The following is a 20,690-nucleotide window of genomic DNA, read 5'->3' on the forward strand; positions in this document are numbered from 1 at the left end:
TTCAGGCCGCGTGGCGCGTGGGGCCCGGCGTGGGGGGCTGAAAATCCCCCGCCAGCTCCGGCACGCTCCATCGATGGAAGACGAGGCCGGCGTCCACGCCGATGACGTCCTCCTCGCCCACGGGCGTCCAGTACGGCCCACCGCACAGCGACTCGCTGGAGACGATGAGCTGCTCCAGCCGCGTGCCCACCTCGGGCAGGGCGCCCGTGGTGCAGCGAGCCCCACCGGTGGACACGAAGAGCGTCCGGTTGCGCCGCGAAGCCACCATCACCTCGCCATCGGTGACGAGGAAGTTCATCGCCGAGCGCGGCTGCACCTGCGGCTCGTCGGTGATGGCGGACACCAGGCTCATCGTCTCCGCGAGCGCCCGGGCGACGCCCTCCACGGGGACGGGATGGGCGATGGGATGCCGGGCGGCCAGTCGGGTCAGGAAGACGTAGAAGCAGCGCTCGCTGTCCGTGGTGCCCTGGATGCCCGCGCGCAGCGTGGGACAGATGAGGGCTTCGATTTCCGCGCTGTGCTTCGCGAACTCCCGCACCGTGCCGTTGTGGACGAAGGTCCACCGGCCATGCTGGAAGGGGTGGGAGTTGCGCAGCTCCACCGCGCCCACCGACGCGAGCCGGATGTGTGCCACCACCGTGTGTGAGGACACACGGCTGCTCACCCGCTCGAAGTCAGGGTCACTGTGCGCGGGCCCCACACCGTGGGCCACAAGCGGTAGCGCCTCCGCACCGTACGCGGCGATTCCCCACCCATCCTTGTGCTCGCGCGACTGGATGAGCAGCGAGTTCTTCTCCGTCACCAACGAAGGGTGGACGGCGGAAGGCACTGAAGAACGAAATCCAAAAAGTCGGCACATGGCTGCAATTGGTACTTATAACGGCCGGCCCCGACGGGAAGCTCTCTTGCCCTCCCGTGCGACGCACGTGTCACCAGACGACGTCGCTTCACCCGCAGGAATTCAGCTCCTGCCTCACCACGACGCGCCCGGCCTTCACGACCGTGCGCGCGTGCCCTACGCCTAAATGGTAGGGCAGATGACGGAAAGACGCACAACTGAACAGCACCAGGTCGCCTGCATCACCCACGGCCAGCCGACCATGTCGTTGCAGTCCCAATGAGAGCGCGGCGCCGCGCGTGGCGGCCCAGTAGGCCTCCGCCGCGCTCAGCCCGTTCTCCAGACACGCCAGTCCCAGCGCCAAGGCCGTGTTTTCACTCATGGCCGAGCCCGGATTCACGTTGGTGCCCAAAGCGATGTTGAGGCCCGCGTCGCGGAGTCGGCGTCCGGGCGCGTAGGGGCGCATGCGCAGGAAGAGGGTGGAGGTGGGCACGAGCACGGCGGTGACGTTGGCGTCGGCGAGGGCGCGCATGCCGGCGTCGGTGACCTGCTCCAGGTGGTCGGCGGTGGCGGCGCCCAGTTCCGCGGCGAGTTCGGAGGCGCCTCGGGCGGTGAGCTGGTCGGCGTGAAGGCGCGGCACGAGTCCCAGCGCGCGGCCGGTGGTGAGGATGCGGCGGGCCTCGTCCACGGTGAAGGCGCTGTCCTCCACGAAGACGTCGCAGAAGCGCGCCAGGCCCTCTCGGGCGACGGCCGGGAGAATCTCCTCGATGCAGAGGCGGACGTAGTCCTCGCGGCGCTCGCGGTATTCCTGGGGGATGGCGTGCGCGCACAGCAGCGTGGGCACCAGCTCCACGGGCGTCAGCGCGCCGAGCCTGCGCACCGCGCGCAGCATCTTCAGCTCGTTCTCCAAGTCGAGCCCGTAGCCGCTCTTCACCTCGGCCACCGTTACGCCCTGCTCCAGGAGTCGCTGGACGCGGGGCAGGGCCAGGCGCACCAGCTCGTCCTCGCTGGCGGCGCGTGTGGCGCGCACGGTGCTCACGATGCCGCCGCCGGCCTTGGCGATTTCCAGGTACGTGGCGCCCTGGTTGCGCAGGTCGAACTCGGCGGAGCGCTCTCCGGCGAAGACGAGGTGTGTGTGCGGGTCCACGAAGCCGGGGCCCACGAAGCCTCCCTCGGCATCCAGCACCACCGTGCTCGAACTCACGGCCCCCGAGGGCAGCTCCGACTCCGCGCCCACGAAGGCGATGCGGCCTTCGCGCACGCCCACGCAGGCGCCGGGCTTCGGCGTGAGCGCTGTCTCCGCGCGCTCGCGGTGCGTGCCTTCCAGGGTGAGGACCTCGGACGTGTTGCGGACCAGCAGCTCCAGCGCATCCATTGCGTCAACGACCTCCGCGTACGCCCACGATGGGGACGTTCCAGCTTGCGCTGTTGCCAACCTTCGCCCGGCCGAAACCGCCGGACAGCTCCAGCGTGTCCAACCACCTCCACGTGAAGCGGGCGGCGACCACTCCGCCGTAATACAAGGAGCCCTGGCTCGTGCCATGCGAAGCGAGCGTGTGCACCGCGACGAAGGGCACCAATCCCACGGACACGCCCGGCTCCGGCGAGAAGCTGAAGGCACACGTCGCCTCCGCGCCGGCCATGCTGCCCGGTCCGCCCTTGCTGGAGGTGATGCCGAAGTCGGACGCTCCTCGCAGCGCGAACGAGGGCGCCACGCCCAGTTGCTCCGAGCCGAGGTAATACGACGCGCCCGCGTAGACGCCGTAGCCCGGCACGGGCAGGGGCAGGAACATCTCGCCCTGGATGCCGGTGTGCAGGTGCAGCCGTTCCGTGAGGGGCCACGTCATCGCGGCATCGAACGCGAGCCCCCACTGCTGCGTGGAGAAGCTCGCGTCGTCTCCCCGGAAGCGCTCGTCGACGCTGACGACTCCTTGCGTGCCGGCGATGGGCGCGCTGAGCCGGGGGCCGCTGCGGATGCCTGCCTGGAGGATGCGCTGCTCCGCGGCCCCCGGACCCAGGCGCATGACCATGGGGCCGACGGCCGTCGGGGCACACCCCGCGAACACTCCGAGAGCAAGGGCCAGGGGAAGGACGACGCTCGGGCGCGCGGGGTGGGGCATGGCGACTCCGGAGGCTACACGGTGATGCCCGGAATCTTCACACCGCGCTCCTTGGCCACCTCGATGGCCTCCGGGTAGCCGGCGTCCGCGTGGCGCAGCACGCCCATGCCGGGGTCGCTGGTGAGCACGCGCTCGATGCGGCGCGCGGCCTCCGCCGTCCCGTCCGCGACGATGACCTGTCCGGCGTGCATCGAATACCCCATGCCCACGCCGCCGCCATGGTGGAAGGACACCCACGACGCGCCGTTCACCGCGTTCACCAGCGCGTTGAGGATGGGCCAGTCCGCCACCGCGTCCGTGCCGTCCTTCATCGCCTCCGTCTCGCGATTGGGCGACGCCACCGAGCCGCAGTCCAGATGGTCTCTCCCGATGACGATGGGCCCCTTCACCTCGCCCTTGCGCACCAGCTCGTTGAACGCGAGGCCCGCCTTCGCGCGCTCGCCGTAGCCCAGCCAGCAGATGCGCGCCGGCAGGCCCTGGAACGCCACGCGCTCTTCCGCCATGGTCAGCCAGCGCTGGAGCGACGCCTTCTGCGGGAACAGCTCGCGCACCGCGCGGTCCGTGCGGCGGATGTCCTCCGGGTCGCCGGACAGCGCCACCCAGCGGAACGGGCCCATGCCCTCGCAGAACAGCGGGCGGATGTACGCGGGCACGAAGCCGGGGAACTCGAAGGCGTTCTCCATGCCGCCCAGCTGTGCCTGTCCGCGCAGGTTGTTGCCGTAGTCGAAAACGTGGCTGCCAGCGCGCTGGAAGTCGTTCATCGCCTCCACGTGCTGAATCATCGACTCGCGCGCGCGGCGCACGTAGCCCTCGGGGTCCCGGGTGCGCAGCTCGGCGGCGGCCTCCAGGGACAGGTCCGTGGGGATGTAGCCGTGGAGCGGGTCGTGCGCGCTCGTCTGGTCCGTGACGAGGTCCGGCTTGATGCCCCGGCGGTACAGCTCGCGGAACACCGAGGCCGCGTTGCCGATGATGCCGATGGAGCGGCCCACGCGCTTCTGCTGCGCGTCCTTCGCGAGGGCCAGCGCCTCGTCGATGTCCCTGGCCACCACGTCCAGGTAGCGCGTCTCCACGCGACGCTGGGCGCGCCACGGGTCGATCTCCACGCCGAGGAACACGGCGTTGTTCATGGTGGCGGCCAGCGGCTGCGCGCCTCCCATGCCTCCCAGTCCGCCGGAGAGGATGAGGCGGCCGGCCAGGTCCTCGGTGCCGTAGTGGAAGCGGCCCGCTGCGGCGAACGTCTCGTAGGTGCCCTGGAGGATTCCCTGGGTGCCAATGTAGATCCACGAGCCGGCCGTCATCTGGCCGTACATCATCAGGCCCTTCTTCTCCAGCTCGTGGAAGTGCTCCCAGTTGGCCCAGCGGCCCACGAGGTTGGAGTTGGCGATGAGCACGCGCGGCGCATCCGGGTGCGTGCGGAAGATGCCCACGGGCTTGCCGGACTGGACGAGCAGCGTCTCCTCATCGGAGAGGCTCTGCAGGCTGGAGACGATGCGGTCGAAGGACGGCCAGTCGCGGGCGGCCTTGCCGGTGCCGCCGTAGACGACGAGGTCCTCGGGGCGCTCGGCGACATCCGGGTCGAGGTTGTTCATCAACATCCGGAGCGCGGCCTCCTGGACCCAACCCTTGCACGAGAGGGTGGAACCACGGGGGGCGCGGATGACGCGGGACATGAACAGGCTCCTGAGGTGTGGCTGGCGGAAAGGCCCGGCACACTAGCCGAACCCGCGCGGCGCGGGGACAGCACCGTGAGGCCCGACGCCACAGTGTCCGATGGAGGCCCGGAAAATCCCGTCCCCAGGTGGGACGGGGCCAGATTCATGACGCGCGGGGCCGAGACTCGTCTCAGGAGTGCAACGAACCGTCCTCGTCCGGGTCCTGCGCTGGTGCGTCGAGCGGCGCCCGTGACGCGGGTGGGTGCGATGCCCCCTCGCTTCGGTGGAGGCGCAGGTGGTTGAGGACCTCCTTCACGCCGAGTACCGCTTCGGCGACGTCCTCGATGGCGCGTTTCTCGTCGCGACCTCGCACGCGGCCAAGCAGGGTCACCACGCCGGCTTCCACCTGGACGTCCACGTCGGCGGAGTCCATCCATGCGCGCATCAGGTGGTCGCAGATGTCCGCGCGGATGCGGTCGTCGCCGCGTTGGTAGCCGCGCGGGCCGCGCCCCGTGGGGCGTGACGGGGCACGAGGTCGGTAGCCACCGCCGAGGAAGCCGCCGTGGCCCATGTCGTGGTCGTCTCCGCGCGACATGCTGGTGGAGAAGCCCTGCTGGGGCGGGGCCATGTTCTCGATGCCCGGCCCATGGCCCGAAGGCTGGGTGCCGCCCTGTCGCACGTCCGCTTCCGCCGGCCTGTCGCGAGGCCCCAGCTCCCGCAGCTCATCCATCCAGGCCTCGGGCTCGTCCCATGAATCGGAGCCGCGCAGGCCATGGCGCGAGTGTCCGTGCCCCACGGCGCCCTGGCGATGTGCTCCAGCGGATGCGCCGCGCGGATCCTGTCGGCCACCTTCCTCGGAGGGGCCCCTTCGTCGGAGGCGCTCGTCGCCCCGCCCGATGCGAGGGTCACCTTCACCAAGGTCGCGGAAGACGCCGCTGGGGCTGTACCCTGGTCGCCGGGCGATCCGCTCCGGGTCGAGAAGTCGGGCACGACGGTCCAGCTCGCGCTCGCGGTCATAATCCCGGCCGTACTCCCGGGCCTTGTCCAGCTCCCGCGCGGCGTCACCGAAGTCCCGGTCGATTTCGTAGTCGAGCGTGTCGCGGTCGCCCCGCATCGTGCGGTAGCTGCTGTCGCGAGCGAAGTCCCTCGACGGGTGCTCGTAGTCTCGGCGCGCATCCCAGTCCGAGCGGTGGGAGTCCCGGCTGGCTCTTGGGTGGTGCTCGTGGTGTTCGTGGCGGGGTGGGCCTCGTGGGTCGGCCCCATCCGCGTGCCTTGTCCCGTGCTCGTCCGGCCCCCTGCCCGAATGGCGCCTCCCCTCATGGTCCTCGTGGGAGGCCCCCCGACCGTGTCGCTCTCCGCCTCGCCTGCCGGAGTCCTCATGGCGCCTGCTCATGTCGTGCGTCTCCTTGCGTATCGGCTCGCCCGCGGGCCCTGTCTCCAGAGGGTTTTGACCGTGTGCATCGCTGGCAACGCAGCCTCGCCCTGTCGGCCGTCCAGGCACGGGCCGGGCGGGAATGAGGACAACGAGAGGGGACGCTTCGAGCAGACATACCCGCGAGGCCCGGGAGGGGTAGACTCGCGCGCGCCACGGTCGGGCAATCGTCCGCATGGCATCTGGAGGGCGGGGCATGGCCGAAGCACAGCGGGACGACGAGGAGACGCAGGGCGCACCCGCCTCGGCGCTGACGCCGCTGCTTCCTCCCGTTCAGCCGCCCGAGGAGCCGCGGGCTCCCCTGGTGGGCCCCTTGTCTGGGGTCGCGGGCGGTATTCCCGCCGTCATCTCCACGATGAAGCATGCGTGGGGGGAGATGGGGGTCGTGCGTGGCACGCGCCTGCTGCTCAAGGTCAACCAGAAGGACGGCTTCGACTGTCCGGGATGCGCGTGGCCGGACCCGGGACATCGCTCCGTGGCGGAGTTCTGTGAGAACGGCGCCAAGGCGGTGGCGGAAGAGGGCACGACGGAGCGCGTGACGCCCGACTTCTTCCGTCAGTGGAGCGTGGCGGAGCTGTGTGCCCAGTCCGATTTCTGGCTGGGCAAGCAGGGACGACTCACGCACCCGATGGTGCTGCGCGAGGGGGCCACGCACTACACGCCCATCTCGTGGGAGGAAGCCTTCGCGCTCGTCGCCGAGGAGCTCCACGCGCTGGAGACGCCGGACGCCGCGTGTTTCTACACGTCGGGGCGCACCAGCAACGAGGCCGCGTTCCTGTACCAGCTGTTCGTGAGGCAGTTCGGCACGAACAACCTGCCGGACTGCTCGAACATGTGTCACGAGTCCAGTGGCACGGCGCTCAGCGAGACGCTCGGCATTGGCAAGGGCACCGTCACGCTGGAGGACTTCGACCAGGCGCAGGCCATCTTCGTCATCGGGCAGAACCCGGGCACCAACCACCCGCGCATGCTCACCACGCTCCAGGCCGCCGCGCGCCGGGGCTGTGAAATCGTCAGCATCAACCCGCTGCCGGAGACGGGGCTCAATCGCTTCAAGCACCCGCAGGAGGTGTTCCAGCTCCTCGGTCCGGGTACGGCGCTCAACACCCAGTTCCTCCAGGTCCGCATCAACGGGGATGTGGCGCTGCTTCAGGGACTGGGCAAGGCGCTGTTGGATTTGGAGGCGCTGAAGCCCGGCACCGTGGTGGCGCGCTCGTTCATCGAGGACAAGACGCTCGGGTTCGAGGCGTACGCGGCCCACCTCGCTGAAGTGAGCTGGGACGACGTGGTGGAGCGCAGCGGTGTGCCGCGCGCGCGGATTCTCGACGCGGCGGAGCTGCTCGCCCGTTCCGAGCGCATCATCTTCTGCTGGGCCATGGGGCTCACCCAGCACCGCAACGCGGTCGCCAACATCCAGGAGATCGTCAACCTCACGTTGTTGCGGGGCAGCATCGGCAAGCCTGGCGCGGGTGTCTGCCCGGTGCGCGGCCACAGCAACGTGCAGGGGGACCGCACCATGGGCATCTGGGAGCGGCCGAAGGCCGAGTTCCTGGATGCGCTCGCCCGGGAACTCGACTTCGAGCCTCCGCGTCACCATGGCCTGGACGTGGTGGACACCATCCACGGCATGCACGAGGGCCGGGTCCGGGTGTTCTTCGCGATGGGCGGCAACTTCCTGTCGGCCACGCCGGACACGGAGCTCACGGCGCGGGCCTTGCGGCGCACCCGGCTCACCGTGCATGTCTCCACCAAGCTCAACCGTGCGCATCTGGTGCATGGGCGCAGGGCGCTCATCCTCCCGTGCCTCGGACGTACCGAGCGGGACGTGCAGGCGGGTGGGGCGCAGTTCGTCACGGTGGAGAACTCGATGGGCGTGGTGCATGCCACGCGCGGCGCGGTGGCTCCGGCGTCAGAGCACCTGCTCAGTGAGCCGGACATCGTCGCGCGGCTGGCCGAGGCGGTGCTGGGCTCGCGCTCGAAGGTGCCGTGGCGGTCGATGGTGGAGGACTACGACCGTGTCCGGGACATGATCGCTCGAGTCATCCCGGGCTTCGGTGATTTCAACCGTCGCGTGCGCGAGCCCGGAGGGTTCTTCCTGCCGAATGGGCCTCGCGAGGGGCGCTTCACCACCGCGAGCGGCAAGGCGCACTTCACGGTGCACTCCATGCCTCGCGAGGAGCTGGAGCCCGGGCAGTTGCTGATGATGACGCTGCGGACGCATGACCAGTTCAACACCACGGTGTATGGATTGGATGACCGCTACCGTGGCATTCGGGGAGGTCGGCGCGTGGTGCTGATGAACCCGAAGGATATCCAGGAGCGAAGCCTCGCCGAGGGCCAGGTGGTGGACTTGACGAGCCACTTCCAGGGAGAGACTCGCGTGGCCCGGAGGTTCGTGGTGGTGCCGTACAACATCCCGCGTCGGTGCGCGGCGACGTACTTCCCCGAGACGAATGTGCTGGTGCCGGTGGACAGCTTCGCTGAGAAGAGTCGCACGCCTGCTTCGAAGTCCGTGGTCATCACCGTGGCGCCATCCGTGGACGCGCCGGCCCTGGTCGAGGGTTCGACTTCATGAGGTTCGTGAGCGCGCATGCAGCCGTCCGGTGAGGCCGCGTGGCCGGAGTCGCTCCGGCCGCTTTATGAGGGAGTCTCGCGCACGTCCGATGCCGAGGCGGTGTCGGCGTCCGCGCAATGGACGGAGTCCTTCGCGCAGTGGGTGCGTGGAGCCTCGCTGGAGGAGCGCAACCAGGCGCAGCTCGCCGCGTGGGAGCGCATGGCCTCGGGCGCGCGGGGGCTCGCGGAGTTGTTGTTCCTGGTGGGCTCGTGCAGCGAACTGCTGTGGCCGTATGCGGCGCCGCCACCGGGATTGCTGGAGCGCCTGCTGTCGCGACAGGCCCAGATGCTGGACGTGCTTGGAGCGGCGGGAGACGCGGAAATCACGGGGCGGGTGCGACGGGAGACCGAAGCCTCCGTGTCGACGGTGCTGACGCGCTACCTCAAGCGGCACCCGGACTCGCTGGCGACCCTGGTGGGAGACGTCTCGTGCTCGTTCGATGGGCGGGCGTTGCGGTTCCAGGACAGCGTGGAGGTGGACCTCAAGCGGGTGATGGCCACGGGAGCGAAGGCCATCGGGATGTTGGAGCAGCTTCGCGCGCTCCTGCCGGCGACCGCCGAGGCGGGACGGGACAGGCTCGCGGACTTCATCCGGACTCGGGCCTCGCGCATTCCCTGGCAGGAGGCGTCGGAGGTCCTGGCGGAGCGGCTGTTCGCCCTGGCGACTTCGCCTGACGGCCGCGGTGCGATGCGCGGCTTCCTGGCGTGTTATCCGAATGGCCGCAAGGAGCCGGAGTGGTGTGCTCGCGCGGGCTTGTTGCTGGCGCGGACCTTGGAAGTCGGCGGCCCGACGTCCGTGGTGGAGAACCTGTGCGAGCTGCTCGCGCGCTTCGATGCGCCGCCGGTGGATGGGCTGCGCGGGGCGATGGGCGCGCTGGTGGGGAGCGACTTCGAGGTGGCCGCGAGCCTGGAGCCCGTCCGGTTCGTGCTGGACCACTGTCAGGCCACGCTGCGCAAGGGTGAGCCCGGGCTCGTGCTGGCCCTGGTGTGGTTGGAGGAACGGCTGTTCCGTGCGTCGGTACGCAAGGGCCTGACGGATGCGTTCGAGCGGCGCAAGCGGACGCGGGCGAAGCTCGAGCCCCTGGCGCCCGGCTTCGTGCAGCTGTGTTGGTTGGCGGAGGAGTGCGCGGACCTGTGGCCTCGCCTGGTGGCGGTGGATGCGCGTCCGGGCATGGATGAGCTGGCGGCGTGGCGCGAGGACGTGGCGGAGCGGGTGGGGCGCAAGCCCATGCTTCGCAAGGCGGCCATCGAGTTCTTCCTGTGGTGCGCGCCGGATGCGGCGTCGTCCGAGGCGGAGCTGACGGTGTTGTCGCTCCTGCGCACGGAGACGGACCGACGGCAGGTGCGAAAGCTGAAGGACCACCCGTCGTCGCGAGTGCGGTTGCGGGTGCGCACGTTGCAGCGGTGGCTTCAGGGCACGGGCAAGGAAGGGCCCGGCGTGAAGCCCACGGGCGCGGTCGCTCCGGCTTCGCTGACGGAGGCACTGCGGCACCTGCATGTGACTCGCGCGGTGCCGCTGGCTGGGCGGACGTGGCTGAGAGATCGCGACTTGGAGGAGTTGCTGCTGGGCGCGGTGACTCGGGTGGAGACGGACTTCGCCACGCGTTACCCGGAGCGGTTCCGTGAGGACACGGAGGAACTGGTTGCCTCGCTGCTGGAGGGCCTGAGTGGGGAGATGGGTCGCGTGAAGGCGGACCTGTTGACCTTGCTGGCGCAAGGCCAGCCGCCGCCGCTGGACTTCGAGCTGACGGTTCGCCGCGTGGCGGACATCGTGCCCGAGGAACCGCTTCCTCCGACGGAAGGACAGGTTGGCGGTGAGGCCAGCGCGTTGGCGAGTGCGGACGCGCAGGCCCCCACTGCCGAGGTTGAGGGAACCGTCACAGAGGTGGCGGTCGATGTCGCGAGCGACGAGGACGCTCATCGCGGGGACCTGGCAAGGACGGAGACCGTGCGACCGTTCGCGGATGGCGCTCTCGCCGGCGAAGGGCCGGAGGATTCGAGCGCGCTAGATGCGCCTCCGGATGTTGTTGTTCCCGACGAAGAGACGCTGGGCGCGAGCCCGGAGAGCAATGACCGCGCCGAATTTCTGACCGATGCGCCCGCGGATGTTTCTGAGGCTGATGGCAGACCGGGTGATGTGAGCGCCTTGGTTCTCCAGGCCGAAGTACCGCTGTCAGAGACGCTGGCTGACGTTGGTGGTTCTGACGAAGCCGGGCCAATCGAGCTCACGCCGACGGCTGAGGTCGAATCTCCTTTGGCGGACACGCAGGGCGACGAAGCTGCTTCAGCTGGGCGTGCGATGAGCGTCTTGGCCGAATCTCCTGTGGCGGACACGCAGGGTTACGGGGTTGGTTCCGACGAAGCCACTTCAGCTGGGCGTGCGTTGAGTGTCTTGGCTGAAGCGCATTCGGCGGATACGCGTGACGATGTGGTTGCTTCGGACGAAGGGGCTCTGGGGGCTCGTTCTGTCGCAGGCCAGAACGCAGCGCTCGTGTCCGACGAGAGGCCGCACGGTGAGCACGAAGTCGATGGAATGGACGCAGCGCAGTGGGGAGAACAGCCCGCCGAGGCCACTGCTTCCGAGGCGGTGACTCCTGGCGAGCACTCCGGCGAACTTACGGAGGTCTCAGGAGCCGACGATGCTCAGGTATTCGTCTCGCCCGGACACGACGTTCCTCTAGATTCGGCGACACCCGCCGAGAATCCACCCGACGGCACGGAACCACTGCCCCCGTTGCTCGCTCCGGGGACGACCTCCGCCGCCGAATCACGGTGGGTCGAGGAGGCAACGCCGACGGAGGCTCCCTCTCGTCCACGAGCGCCGAAGAGGAAGCGAGCCGCGAAGGGCGCCACCTCTCGGCCCACCTCCGGACCCGAGGTCGCCTTCGTCCTCGATGCGGACGTCGACGGCTTCGTGCGCACCGAACGCGCGGTGCTCGTGCAGGTGGTGAAGCTGGAGCAACGTGGTGAAGGGCAGTGGCTGCCTCACTTCAAACTCGGACGTGAGCAACTCGATGGAATGCTCTCGCGGACCGACGCCGCCTTCTGTCTCTTCCTCGTTCCACCCATCCCTCGCGCCGAGTGCTGGCTGCTGCCCGCTCGTCTCGTGCGCGAGCTGATGGAAGACCAGCGCTCGCTGTCCGAAGTGTCACGGGAGACGGTGGCTCGCGCCGCGCGCTCCCTGGCCCACTGGTGGATGGGCGACTTCGTGAGCCTCTGGACCGGTGACGCTCGGCCCGCTTTGCTGGCGCACGTATCCGGTCACGCCAAGGACGGACCGGCCTTCATCGTCCGCTGGTCGGTGCGGACAGGCGCCCGCACCGAGAAGTCCTAGCCGACGGCTCAGACCGCCAACTCCAGCTCCACCTTCTCCATGTACCCAGGCACGTAGGCGTTCCAGCTCCTGGCCTGCACACGCCGCCGGAGTGCCTCCAGTGCCTCCGGCTCACCGTGGACCAGCAGCGTCTGGCGCGGCGGAGAATCGAAGCCCTCCATCCAGCGCATCGTCTCCGTCCAGTCGGCATGCGCCGAGAAGCCGCTCACCGTGTGGATCTCCGCGGCCACCGGCACACGCTGCCCGTGGATGAGGGTCTCCTTCTCGCCATCGAGCAGCCGCCGACCTCGCGAACCCACGGACTGATAGCCCACGAAGAGCACCGTGTTGCGCGGGTCCGGCAGCCGGTGCTTCAGGTGGTGCAGCACCCGTCCACCCGTGGCCATGCCGGACGCGGAGATGATGACCGCGGGCCCCTGGTGCTGGTTCAGTTGCTTGCTCTCCTTCGCGGACGTGACGAACCGAGTCCTCCGAGTCGCCAGCGGAGACGCCCCGCGCTCCACTATCGACTTCATCACCAAGTCATGTTCCTCGGGATGCATCAGGTACAGCGGCGTCGCGTCACACGCCATGGGCGAGTCGACGAACACATCCACTTCTGGAATGCGCTTCGCCTCTTCCAGATTGCGCAGGTGGAAGAGTATCTCCTGCGTGCGTCCCACCGCGAACGCGGGAATCACCACCACTCCACCCCGCTCAAAGGCGCCCGTCACCGCTTCGCACAGCGCATCCACGGGCTTCGTGTCGCGGTGTTGCCTGTCTCCATAGGTGCTCTCGACCACCAGCGTCGTGGCCGAGTCCACGCTCTGCGGGTCTCTGAGAATGGGCGCGTTGTAGCGCCCCAGGTCCCCACTGAAGACCACGCGCTGACGCGTGCTCTTCAAATCGAACACGCACACCGCCGAGCCCAGGATGTGGCCCGCCCGGTAGAAGGTGAGGGTGATACCGGGGAGGATTTCCTTCGGCCGCTCGTAGCCGAAGGTCTCCATCATCTCCACCGCGCGCTCGGCGTCGGGCACCGTGTAGAGGGGCAGGGCGGGGCGGTGCTTGGAGTAGCCCTCCTTGTTCGCATAGCGGGCCTCCTCCTCGTGCAGGTGCGCGGAGTCCGGCAGCAAGAGGGCCGTCAAATCCCGCGTGCCCGGCGTGGTGTAGATGGGGCCGTCGTAGCCCTCTCGAACCACCCGGGGGAGCCCACCGGTGTGGTCGATGTGGGCATGCGTGAGGACGATGGCGTCGATCTCCCGCGCGGGCAGGGGCAGTGGCTCCCAGTTGCGTTGACGCAGTTCCTTCTGGCCTTGGAAGAGCCCGCAGTCGACGAGGACCTGCTTGCCATCATGCTCGAGGAGGAACTTCGAGCCCGTCACGGTTCCGGCGGCGCCGAGAAAATGGAGGGAGGCCATGGGCGCATCCTACCGTGCTAGCGTGGGGCGCCCATGAGCATCTCCGAGCGGCCCCCCGGGGCGGACCGCACCCCCTCGAAGGGCGAGGACGCCCAGCAGACTCGGCCCACCGGCTCCGGTCGCCCTGGTTTCACCGGTGCCGTCCGTCGCTTCCGCTTCACCGTCCTGGAGGGCCCGCAGCCCGGGCAGTCCAAGGACTCCAACGCCGACACCTTCTCCATCGGCTCGCACGCCCTCAATGACTTCGTCATCGAGGAGCCCACCGTCTCGCGCTTCCACTGCGAGGTGCGGGTCGACCGCGATGGCGCGCGCGTGAGGGACCTGGACAGTCTCAACGGCACGGTGCTCGACGGCGTCCACGTGCGCGAGGCGTACCTGCGCGGTGGCAGCGTACTTCGCCTGGGCCGCGTCAGCGTGCGCTTCGACTTCAGCCCGGAGAGCAATCGCCTCCAGATTTCCGAGCGCAGCTTCTTCGGCGAACTGGTGGGCACCTCCGTCGTCTCCCGCGCGAGCTTCGCGCTCATGGAGCGCGCGTCCGCCAGTGACGCGACGGTGCTGCTCGAAGGAGAGACAGGGACGGGGAAGAGCCGCGCGGCCCTGGCCATCCATCGCGCGGGAGCCCGTGCGTCCGGCCCGTTCCTCACCGTCGACTGCGGCGCCATCCCCGGCAACCTGCTGGAGAGCGAGCTGTTTGGCCACGAGAAGGGCTCCTTCACGGGCGCGCTCCAGCGGCGCATCGGCGCCTTCGAGGAGGCCGATGGCGGCACCATCTTCCTCGACGAAGTGGGCGAGCTGCCGTCCGAGCTTCAGCCGAAGCTGCTGCGCGTGCTGGAGCAGCGCGAGATTCGTCGGCTGGGCTCGAACACGTATCAGCCCGTCAACGTGCGGGTCATCGCGGCGACCCATCGAGACTTGCGCGCGGAGGTGAACGCGGGTCGCTTCCGTCCGGACCTGTTCTTCCGGCTCGCGGTGGTGCGCATCCTCATCCCTTCGTTGCGGGAGCGTCCCGAGGACATCCCCCTCATCGCCGAGCGCATCCTGGCCGCGTTCGGCGCGGAGCCCGAGCATGTCGCGGCCCTGAGCACGCCCGAATTCATCGACCAGCTCCAGCACGCGGCATGGCCCGGCAACGTGCGCGAGCTGCGAAACCACCTGGAGCGCTGCCTCGTGTTCCAGGACGCCATGCCTCCGACGACGGAGCAGATTGGTGCGCAGGGTGTCCTCGGGAGCATGGTGGACCCCAAGCAGCCCTATGCGGAGGCCCGTCGCCGGGCGCTCGAAATCTTCGAGCGTGAGTACCTGGATGCGCTGATGCAGCTCCACGGCGGCAAGGTGTCGCAGGCCGCCACCGCCGCGGACATGGACCGCGTGTACCTGTACCGCCTGCTTCGTCGACGCGGCCTGCGGACCTGAGCCGAATCAGTCGGCGTCTCGCTCCGTCACCACACCCGGTGCGCCCCCGGTGGCCCAGCCCTCCAACCGGGACAGGGGGCCGCTCACGAGTCGCCCGCCCTGCGAGTTCGTTGAAAGCTCGCCAGGCGCGGCGTGGAGATAGAGCCGTGTCTCGAGCGCGTCGCCAGCGAGGGCCCTCGCTCGCGTGAGGACCTGCTGTGCCAGCATCCGACACGCGGTGCGCTCGACGGTCCGCGCTGGTGCCTCCGAGGGAAGCTCGCGCCAGGCGAGGAGGGCATTGCCGCCTTCCACGGCCAACGTCCAACCCGCGGACTCCAGCAGCTCTCGGCTCGACTCCAGGGCTGTGTCCCTCGCGTCCAGCGCATCGTCCGTGGGGTCTTCGTCTGACGCCGGGAAACGAAGGTCCAGGTAGAGCCCGGCGGCCCAGGTCGCTTCGTCCACGGGGGTGAGCGCCGCGCGCAGCGCCGAGAGGAACGTCGCGACATCCGGCCAACGCTCGTCGGGGCGCTTCGCGAGACAGCGCCGGACCAGAGCCTCCAGGGCCGGAGGAACCCGCACGCTCTCACTCAGCCGAGGTGGAGGCGCGTGCAGGTGCTGCTCCTCGATTTCGACCGCGCTCTCTCCGGTGAAGGGGAGCTTCCCCGTGAGCAGTTGATAGAGCAGCACACCGAGCGCATACAGGTCCGCGCGCACGTCCACGGGCTGGCCGAGGATCTGCTCCGGAGCCATGGCCACCGGGGTTCCCAGCACCGCGCCCGCGCTCGTCAGGCCCGCGCTGCCTTCGGCGGGTGCCACCTTGGCGATGCCGAAGTCGACGAGCTTCACGGTGAAGCCCTCCGCGCGCGGCAGGAGCATGACGTTCTGGGCCTTCAGGTCGCGGTGCAGCACGTCCTGCCCGTGGGCATGTGCCAGCGCGCTCCCCAGTTCCTCCATCACCGTGTGGGCTTCCGCGAGCGAGAAGGGTCCACGACGCGCGAGCCATCGGTCCAGGCTCTCGCCTTCCAGCCACTCCATGGCGAGCCAGGGGCGTCCGTCGCGCAGCTCCCCGTATTCGAGCACGCGCACGATGTGTGGATGCTGAAGTGTCTGGAGCGTGTCGGCTTCTTGCTTGAAGCGCTTGAGGACTTCGCTCACGTGGTTGAAATGGGCCCGCACGACCTTCACGGCGGCGGGAGCACGAGTGTCCACATGGGTGGCGCGATAGAGCGACGCGGTGACACCCGAGTGGGCCCGGGACTCCACCACCCACGGACCGACGAGGGCTCCCGGCTCCAACTCGTCACCATACAGGGAGACCTGCGCGTGGCTCCCCGCGCCGTCTCGCTCGTTCATCTCGGCCATCCACGCTCCCCGATGCCTGCTAGCACGGGCCGGGCTGCTCCCGCCTCCTGTCCCTGCTTGTCACGAGCGACCGGCCGAGAGCCATCCGGCCAGTGGCCCGCGCGTTCGCTGCGAACACGGGCCCGCTCCGCCTGTCTCCGGACGTCATTCGTCACGCGCCAGGCTTCTCCCGGCCGCCGAGCCCATCCGTCACGAGTCCCCGGACGCGCTCCGTCCAGAGCGGCGCCTCGTGCGCGATGTCCTCGACCTCCGTGACGCGCGCGCGCAGTGCCTCGTCATCGCCTGCCGCCCGGGCCGCGCGTGCCGCCCAGATGAGGACTTCCATCCGTTCGTCCGGTGTCATCCGCGTCCTGGCGGAGTCCACCCGCTCCTCCCAGAAGGCGCGGGTATAGGGCCGTTCACCCGACGACTCATCCACTACACGTCGCACCACGGAGCTCATGAGTTGGTCCGCCGGTGACATGCTCGCGAGCGAAGTCGACTCCTCCAGCCACGTCAGCTGTCGAGCCGCCTCCGCCAGGTCACTCAGCTCGCAGCAGAGGCGCGCCACGAGCAGCGCATCCTGGGCCATGGAGCGCGGAAAGAACCGCTGACTGAGCACGCCCGCGCGTCGCGCCAGTGGCAGTGCTTCCGCCGCGCGCCCCTGGTACGCCAGGAGCAACGCGAGGTTGAACGCGGAGGTCCGCTCAATCTGCACGTTGCCCAGCTCGCGCCCCAGGCTCACCGCGCGCTCCAGGTCTCCTCGCGCGCCCGCCACGTCGCGCCGCTGGACGTGCAGCACCATCCGATTGTTGAGCGCGACGCCCAGGTGCAGCGTGTCTCCCGTGGACTCGCACAGGGCGATGGCCTCGTCGAAGCGTCGCGCGGAGTCCTCGAGCTGGCCGGTCCACCCCAGCATCGCGCCGAGCATCGCCAGCGCGATGGCCTCCGTCTCCTCGTCGCGCGTGGAACGGGCCATGGCCACCGCTTCCTCCAACGGAGTGATGGCTCCCGCGATGTCCTCACGCCTCACGAAGACCCGCGCGCGCGCCAGGGCGTGACGTGCCGCCAGGTCCGAGGGCACGGGCTCGCCCAGCAACCGCAAGGCCTGCTCCTGCAATGCGATGGCGTCCTCCGTCTCGTCCCGCCAGTCCAGCGCGGTGGCTTCCTCCAGGAGCAGGTCCGCCTCTCGCACCACGGACCCACGGGCGACGGCCACACGTCGCGCCTCGCGCAGGTCTTCCAGTGCGTCGTCGATGCGCTGGAGTCGATAGCGCACGCGGCCTCGGCCCGAGAGCAGCTCCAGCCTGAGCACGTCGTACTCGCGAGGCAGCAGCGCCAGCGCGGCCGAGTAGTGACGCTCGGCTTCCAGCAGCCGGTAGCCTCGGCGACTGGACTCCGCCATCGCATGGTGGAGCTCCAACGCCAGGAGCGTCTCCCCGGCGGCCTCCGCCCAGCGGGCCCTGCGTGGCATGGGAGCTTCGGGAAGGGCGCTCAACGCGGAACCGCAGATGCGGCGCCGCAACGCTCCCGGGAGTTGCGCGGCGAAGGCCTCGCGCAGCGTGGTGTGCTCGAAACGCCAACGCCGGGGCCCTCGTGACTCCAGCATCCCCATGCGCGCCAGCCGCTCCAGGCCCACGCCCGGGTCCAGTGAGAGGTCCAGCGCCGCGTCGTGCTCCAGCCGGGCGAGCGTGGCGGACAGCTCATCCCAGCGCACGTCGTCGCCCAGCACCGCCGCCACTTGAAGCAGCGAGCGCAGTCCCGACGGAAGCGCCGCGAGACCACGCACCGCCATCCGTTCATCCGGACTCGGACTGTCCAGGGCTCGCGCGTCCAGGGCCTCCGCCGCCAGATAGCCGCCACCCCCGACGCGTGCCCGGATGGCACCCGCGGCCCTCAGCGTTCGAACCAGCTCCACCAGTCGCAGCGGCGAGCCGCCACACCGCTCCGCCAGCTCCCGCAAAGTCGCCTCCGCGGGCACATCCACCAGATGAAGCAGCTCGCGCAGCACCTCCAGCGCCGCATCGTCCTCCAGCGGCTCCAACTCCCTGCTCGCGGTGTCGGCGGAGCGCTCGCCCAGGTAGGGCCGCATCTCCAGCAGGCGATGGCGCCCCGCGAGGACGATGCACAGTGGCGCCTGGACTCCCGCGAGTGTGGCCAGTTCCAGCGCATCGAGCGCGGTGGGGTCCAACGTCTCCGCGTCGTCCACGAGCAGCACGAGGGGCCGTGCCTCGGAGAGCCGCCGCAGTCGCGACGCGAGGGCTCGGGCGATGTGCTGCCGCCGCGCCGCCGGGTGCAGGGTGGCGAATTCCAACGTGAGGCCCGCGTCTTGGAGCAGGAGCTTCACGGCCTCTTCGGAGGGAGTGTTGGGGGGAAGTCCCAGGATGGTGGTGAGCAGGTTGCCCAGGCCGCTCTCGGTGGCGCTGGCCTCGTCACGGTGCGCCTCCACCAGCACGCTGGAAACCGCGCCCGTGCCCAGCAGCTCCCGGTGGAACTCCGCCAGCAGTCGCGTCTTGCCGAGTCCCTCTTCGCCCAGCAGCGTCAAGAGCAGGGGCGCGCGGTGCTCGCGGACTCGCGCCACGCCTTCTCGCAGCCAGCCCAGGTCACCTTCTCGACCCCGTAGGGTGACGGCGCGCGGAGGGGGCAGCTCGGGTGGTGGCGTGCGTCCGGACTCGGGCTCCCGGAGCGACTCCCGCGCCTCCGGAGTCAGCAGCAGGGCGTCGGATGGCGCGGTCGACGGTGGCCACCACCGCTCCACGTGTTCGAGCGCCGCGCCTCCCAGCACCCACCGCCCACCACGCTCTCGCACGCGCAGGGACGCCCGATGCACCGCGCGCGTCGAGCCGGCAGGCAGCACACTCGCGAGCGCCTCCGCGGCCTTGTGCGCGGTGCGCAAGCCCACGTCCACGCCACTGGCATGGGGAAACGCGAAGAGCGCGAGCCCGACCTCCACGCGAGCCAGCTCCGCGCCGACGCCGGAGAGTTGCGCGCGCAGCGAGGGAACATCCAATGACGTCCTGACGCCCAGTAGAGCGATGTCCCGTGGGCCCACGCTGGCCACGGACCGTGGCGCGGACGTCGTGCTGTCCTCGGGACTGCCATCATGGAGCGGAGGCGCCGCGTCGGAAGGGGAGGGCCGTGCTCCCCTCGGCAGACGTTCGAGTGCCTCGACGACCTCCGAGGCCGTGGACCACCGCTCCTCGGGAGCCTTCGCCAACAGGCGCGACACGAGCGCTTCCACCGCGTCCGGCACGGGCGATGGCGAAAGCCGTGCGAGCGATGGGGGACGGCGAGAGACGTGGGCCTGGAGCACGGAGGCCGTCTCTCCAACGAAGGGCGGCCGGCCGCACAGCATTTCGAAGTACACGACACCCAGGCTGTAGAGGTCGGCGCGCGCGTCGATGATGCGAGCGTCGTGACACTGCTCGGGCGACATGTATTCGTGGGTGCCCAGCCGCTGGCCCGTCCTCGTCACGCTGGGAGCAGGCGCCTCATCCCGGGTGGCGCCCACGCGGGCGAGTCCGAAGTCGACGAGCACCAGCCGTTCGCCGGCGAGCATCACGTTCTCGGGCTTCAGGTCCCGGTGCACCACCGACGTGGCATGCACGCCCGAGAGGGCCCGGGCCAGCGCCACCATCACCCCTCGCGCCTCGTCCCACGGCAGGGCGCCTTGACCGGGAAGCTCCGCGAGGCGGCGGGCCAGGGTGACGCCTTCGATGAGCTCCATCGCGACGACGTGCTCACCAGCGGAGGTGCGCGTTTCCCCCAGCAGCTCCGGGGTGACAGGCGGGCCGATGCGGCGCAGGGCCTCCAACTCGCGAGTCAGTCGCTCCGAGGCGAGCGGCTCCAGCACCTTGAGGGCCACCTGCCTGCCGTCCGCGTCGCGGCGCGCGGCGTGGACCCGGCCAAAGCCTCCCCGGCCCAGGGCGGCGCCCAACTGGTAGCCGGGCACGTCGGGCGCAGGGGCGGGAGGCGCTCGGGGCGCAAGCGCGGAGGAGGGGTGGAGGGGACAACAATCCACCACACGGCGATGGCAGGTGGGACAGCGCATCGATGGCGGCGGCGAGGGGAGTTCAGTCCGAGGTGCGTGCGGGCCCCTCGAAGCATCGCCTCTCGGCGGCGCGGACGGAAGCCTCCCCCAGAGGGACGGCCACCGCTTCCGGGGACGTCGGTGGGGCCATCAGGCCTCCTCCCGGCGCGCTCCCAGAGCGAGGCTCAGTCGCTCATCTCGGGGAGGTCCGGCAGGGTGTCCGGGTCCAGCTTCAGGATGACGCACAACCGGGTCAGGGTGGAGATGGTCGGTACCATGACTCCACGCTCCACCCTGGCGAGGACCTCCACGGGCATTTCCAGGCGCTCGGCGACTTCTTCCATGCCGAGCCCCGCCTGCTGGCGGGCGGCCTTCAGTGCCGCCCCGAGCACCTCGGCCCTTTCCGCGCGACTCGTCTTCATGGACGCGAGCATGACGCCATCCGGCCCGCTCGTCACCCAATTCACCACATGCTCCAGGTCCGAAGCATGGCCTCCAACATTGGATGGGGCCCCGAGGGATGGGACCTGGCGCCGAC

General features: G+C 69.8%; 12 protein-coding genes. 3 read left to right on the forward strand and 9 right to left on the reverse strand.

Annotated elements, in window-relative coordinates; genetic code table 11:
• Position 1: 1 nt before the first annotated feature.
• The 5 genes from HUA75_RS09680 to HUA75_RS09700 all read right to left on the reverse strand — a co-directional run bounded on the left by HUA75_RS09680 (position 2) and on the right by HUA75_RS09700 (position 5,724).
• Positions 2-859: a class II glutamine amidotransferase gene (locus HUA75_RS09680; RefSeq protein ID WP_174456797.1), complete on the reverse strand. Its 858-nt coding sequence runs from the start codon at positions 857-859 to the stop codon at positions 2-4.
• An 88-nt stretch (positions 860-947) separates the two neighbouring features.
• Positions 948-2,213: an imidazolonepropionase gene (gene hutI / locus HUA75_RS09685; protein WP_141646190.1), complete on the reverse strand. Its 1,266-nt coding sequence runs from the start codon at positions 2,211-2,213 to the stop codon at positions 948-950.
• A 4-nt stretch (positions 2,214-2,217) separates the two neighbouring features.
• Positions 2,218-2,958 carry a hypothetical protein gene (locus tag HUA75_RS09690; protein WP_174486201.1) on the reverse strand — a complete coding sequence of 247 codons (741 nt, stop codon included), beginning with the start codon at positions 2,956-2,958 and terminating at the stop codon, positions 2,218-2,220.
• A 14-nt stretch (positions 2,959-2,972) separates the two neighbouring features.
• Positions 2,973-4,628 carry a urocanate hydratase gene (hutU, locus tag HUA75_RS09695; RefSeq protein ID WP_141646188.1) on the reverse strand — a complete coding sequence of 552 codons (1,656 nt, stop codon included), beginning with the start codon at positions 4,626-4,628 and terminating at the stop codon, positions 2,973-2,975.
• 172 nt (positions 4,629-4,800) lie between these two features.
• Positions 4,801-5,724, reverse strand: a complete 924-nt coding sequence (locus HUA75_RS09700) for a BON domain-containing protein (RefSeq protein ID WP_174486202.1) — start codon at positions 5,722-5,724, stop codon at positions 4,801-4,803.
• 514 nt (positions 5,725-6,238) lie between these two features.
• On the opposite strand from HUA75_RS09700, the gene HUA75_RS09705 reads away from it, so the two are divergent.
• Together HUA75_RS09705 and HUA75_RS46580 are read left to right on the forward strand one after the other, a co-directional pair.
• A complete protein-coding gene (locus tag HUA75_RS09705) occupies positions 6,239-8,617 on the forward strand; it encodes an FdhF/YdeP family oxidoreductase (RefSeq protein ID WP_174486203.1) in 2,379 nt (792 codons plus the stop codon).
• 15 nt (positions 8,618-8,632) lie between these two features.
• A complete protein-coding gene (locus tag HUA75_RS46580) occupies positions 8,633-11,989 on the forward strand; it encodes a hypothetical protein (protein ID WP_254627477.1) in 3,357 nt (1,118 codons plus the stop codon).
• A gap of 8 nt (positions 11,990-11,997) precedes the next feature.
• Here the strand turns inward: HUA75_RS46580 and HUA75_RS09715 are convergent, their stop codons facing one another.
• Complete coding sequence (locus HUA75_RS09715) at positions 11,998-13,389, reverse strand: MBL fold metallo-hydrolase RNA specificity domain-containing protein (protein ID WP_174486204.1); 1,392 nt, start codon at positions 13,387-13,389, stop codon at positions 11,998-12,000.
• 33 nt (positions 13,390-13,422) lie between these two features.
• Between HUA75_RS09715 and HUA75_RS09720 the strand changes: the two genes are divergently transcribed.
• A complete protein-coding gene (locus HUA75_RS09720; protein ID WP_141646185.1) occupies positions 13,423-14,802 on the forward strand; it encodes a sigma 54-interacting transcriptional regulator in 1,380 nt (459 codons plus the stop codon).
• 6 nt (positions 14,803-14,808) lie between these two features.
• Here the strand turns inward: HUA75_RS09720 and HUA75_RS09725 are convergent, their stop codons facing one another.
• The 3 genes from HUA75_RS09725 to HUA75_RS09735 form a co-directional block, all read right to left on the reverse strand.
• A complete protein-coding gene (locus HUA75_RS09725; protein WP_254627478.1) occupies positions 14,809-16,143 on the reverse strand; it encodes a serine/threonine-protein kinase in 1,335 nt (444 codons plus the stop codon).
• Between the two features lie 151 nt (positions 16,144-16,294).
• Entirely contained in the window at positions 16,295-20,074 is a 3,780-nt protein-coding gene (locus tag HUA75_RS47700; protein WP_371746084.1) for a protein kinase, read from the reverse strand.
• 263 nt (positions 20,075-20,337) lie between these two features.
• Positions 20,338-20,619, reverse strand: coding sequence for a helix-turn-helix transcriptional regulator (locus tag HUA75_RS09735; protein WP_246137916.1), 282 nt, complete (start codon positions 20,617-20,619; stop codon positions 20,338-20,340).
• Positions 20,620-20,690 lie beyond the last annotated feature (71 nt).

It is taken from the genome of Myxococcus sp. CA040A, assembly GCF_013336725.1.
GTDB lineage: Bacteria > Myxococcota > Myxococcia > Myxococcales > Myxococcaceae > Myxococcus > Myxococcus llanfairpwllgwyngyllgogerychwyrndrobwllllantysiliogogogochensis.

Coding starts and splice junctions, on each gene's coding strand:
- HUA75_RS09680 (WP_174456797.1), bottom strand. CDS start 859: ATGTGCCGACTTTTTGGATTTCGTTCTTCAGTGCCTTCCGCCGTCCAC.
- hutI (WP_141646190.1), bottom strand. CDS start 2,213: ATGGATGCGCTGGAGCTGCTGGTCCGCAACACGTCCGAGGTCCTCACC.
- HUA75_RS09690 (WP_174486201.1), bottom strand. CDS start 2,958: ATGCCCCACCCCGCGCGCCCGAGCGTCGTCCTTCCCCTGGCCCTTGCT.
- hutU (WP_141646188.1), bottom strand. CDS start 4,628: ATGTCCCGCGTCATCCGCGCCCCCCGTGGTTCCACCCTCTCGTGCAAG.
- HUA75_RS09700 (WP_174486202.1), bottom strand. CDS start 5,724: ATGCGGGGCGACCGCGACACGCTCGACTACGAAATCGACCGGGACTTC.
- HUA75_RS09705 (WP_174486203.1), top strand. CDS start 6,239: ATGGCCGAAGCACAGCGGGACGACGAGGAGACGCAGGGCGCACCCGCC.
- HUA75_RS46580 (WP_254627477.1), top strand. CDS start 8,633: ATGCAGCCGTCCGGTGAGGCCGCGTGGCCGGAGTCGCTCCGGCCGCTT.
- HUA75_RS09715 (WP_174486204.1), bottom strand. CDS start 13,389: ATGGCCTCCCTCCATTTTCTCGGCGCCGCCGGAACCGTGACGGGCTCG.
- HUA75_RS09720 (WP_141646185.1), top strand. CDS start 13,423: ATGAGCATCTCCGAGCGGCCCCCCGGGGCGGACCGCACCCCCTCGAAG.
- HUA75_RS09725 (WP_254627478.1), bottom strand. CDS start 16,143: ATGGCCGAGATGAACGAGCGAGACGGCGCGGGGAGCCACGCGCAGGTC.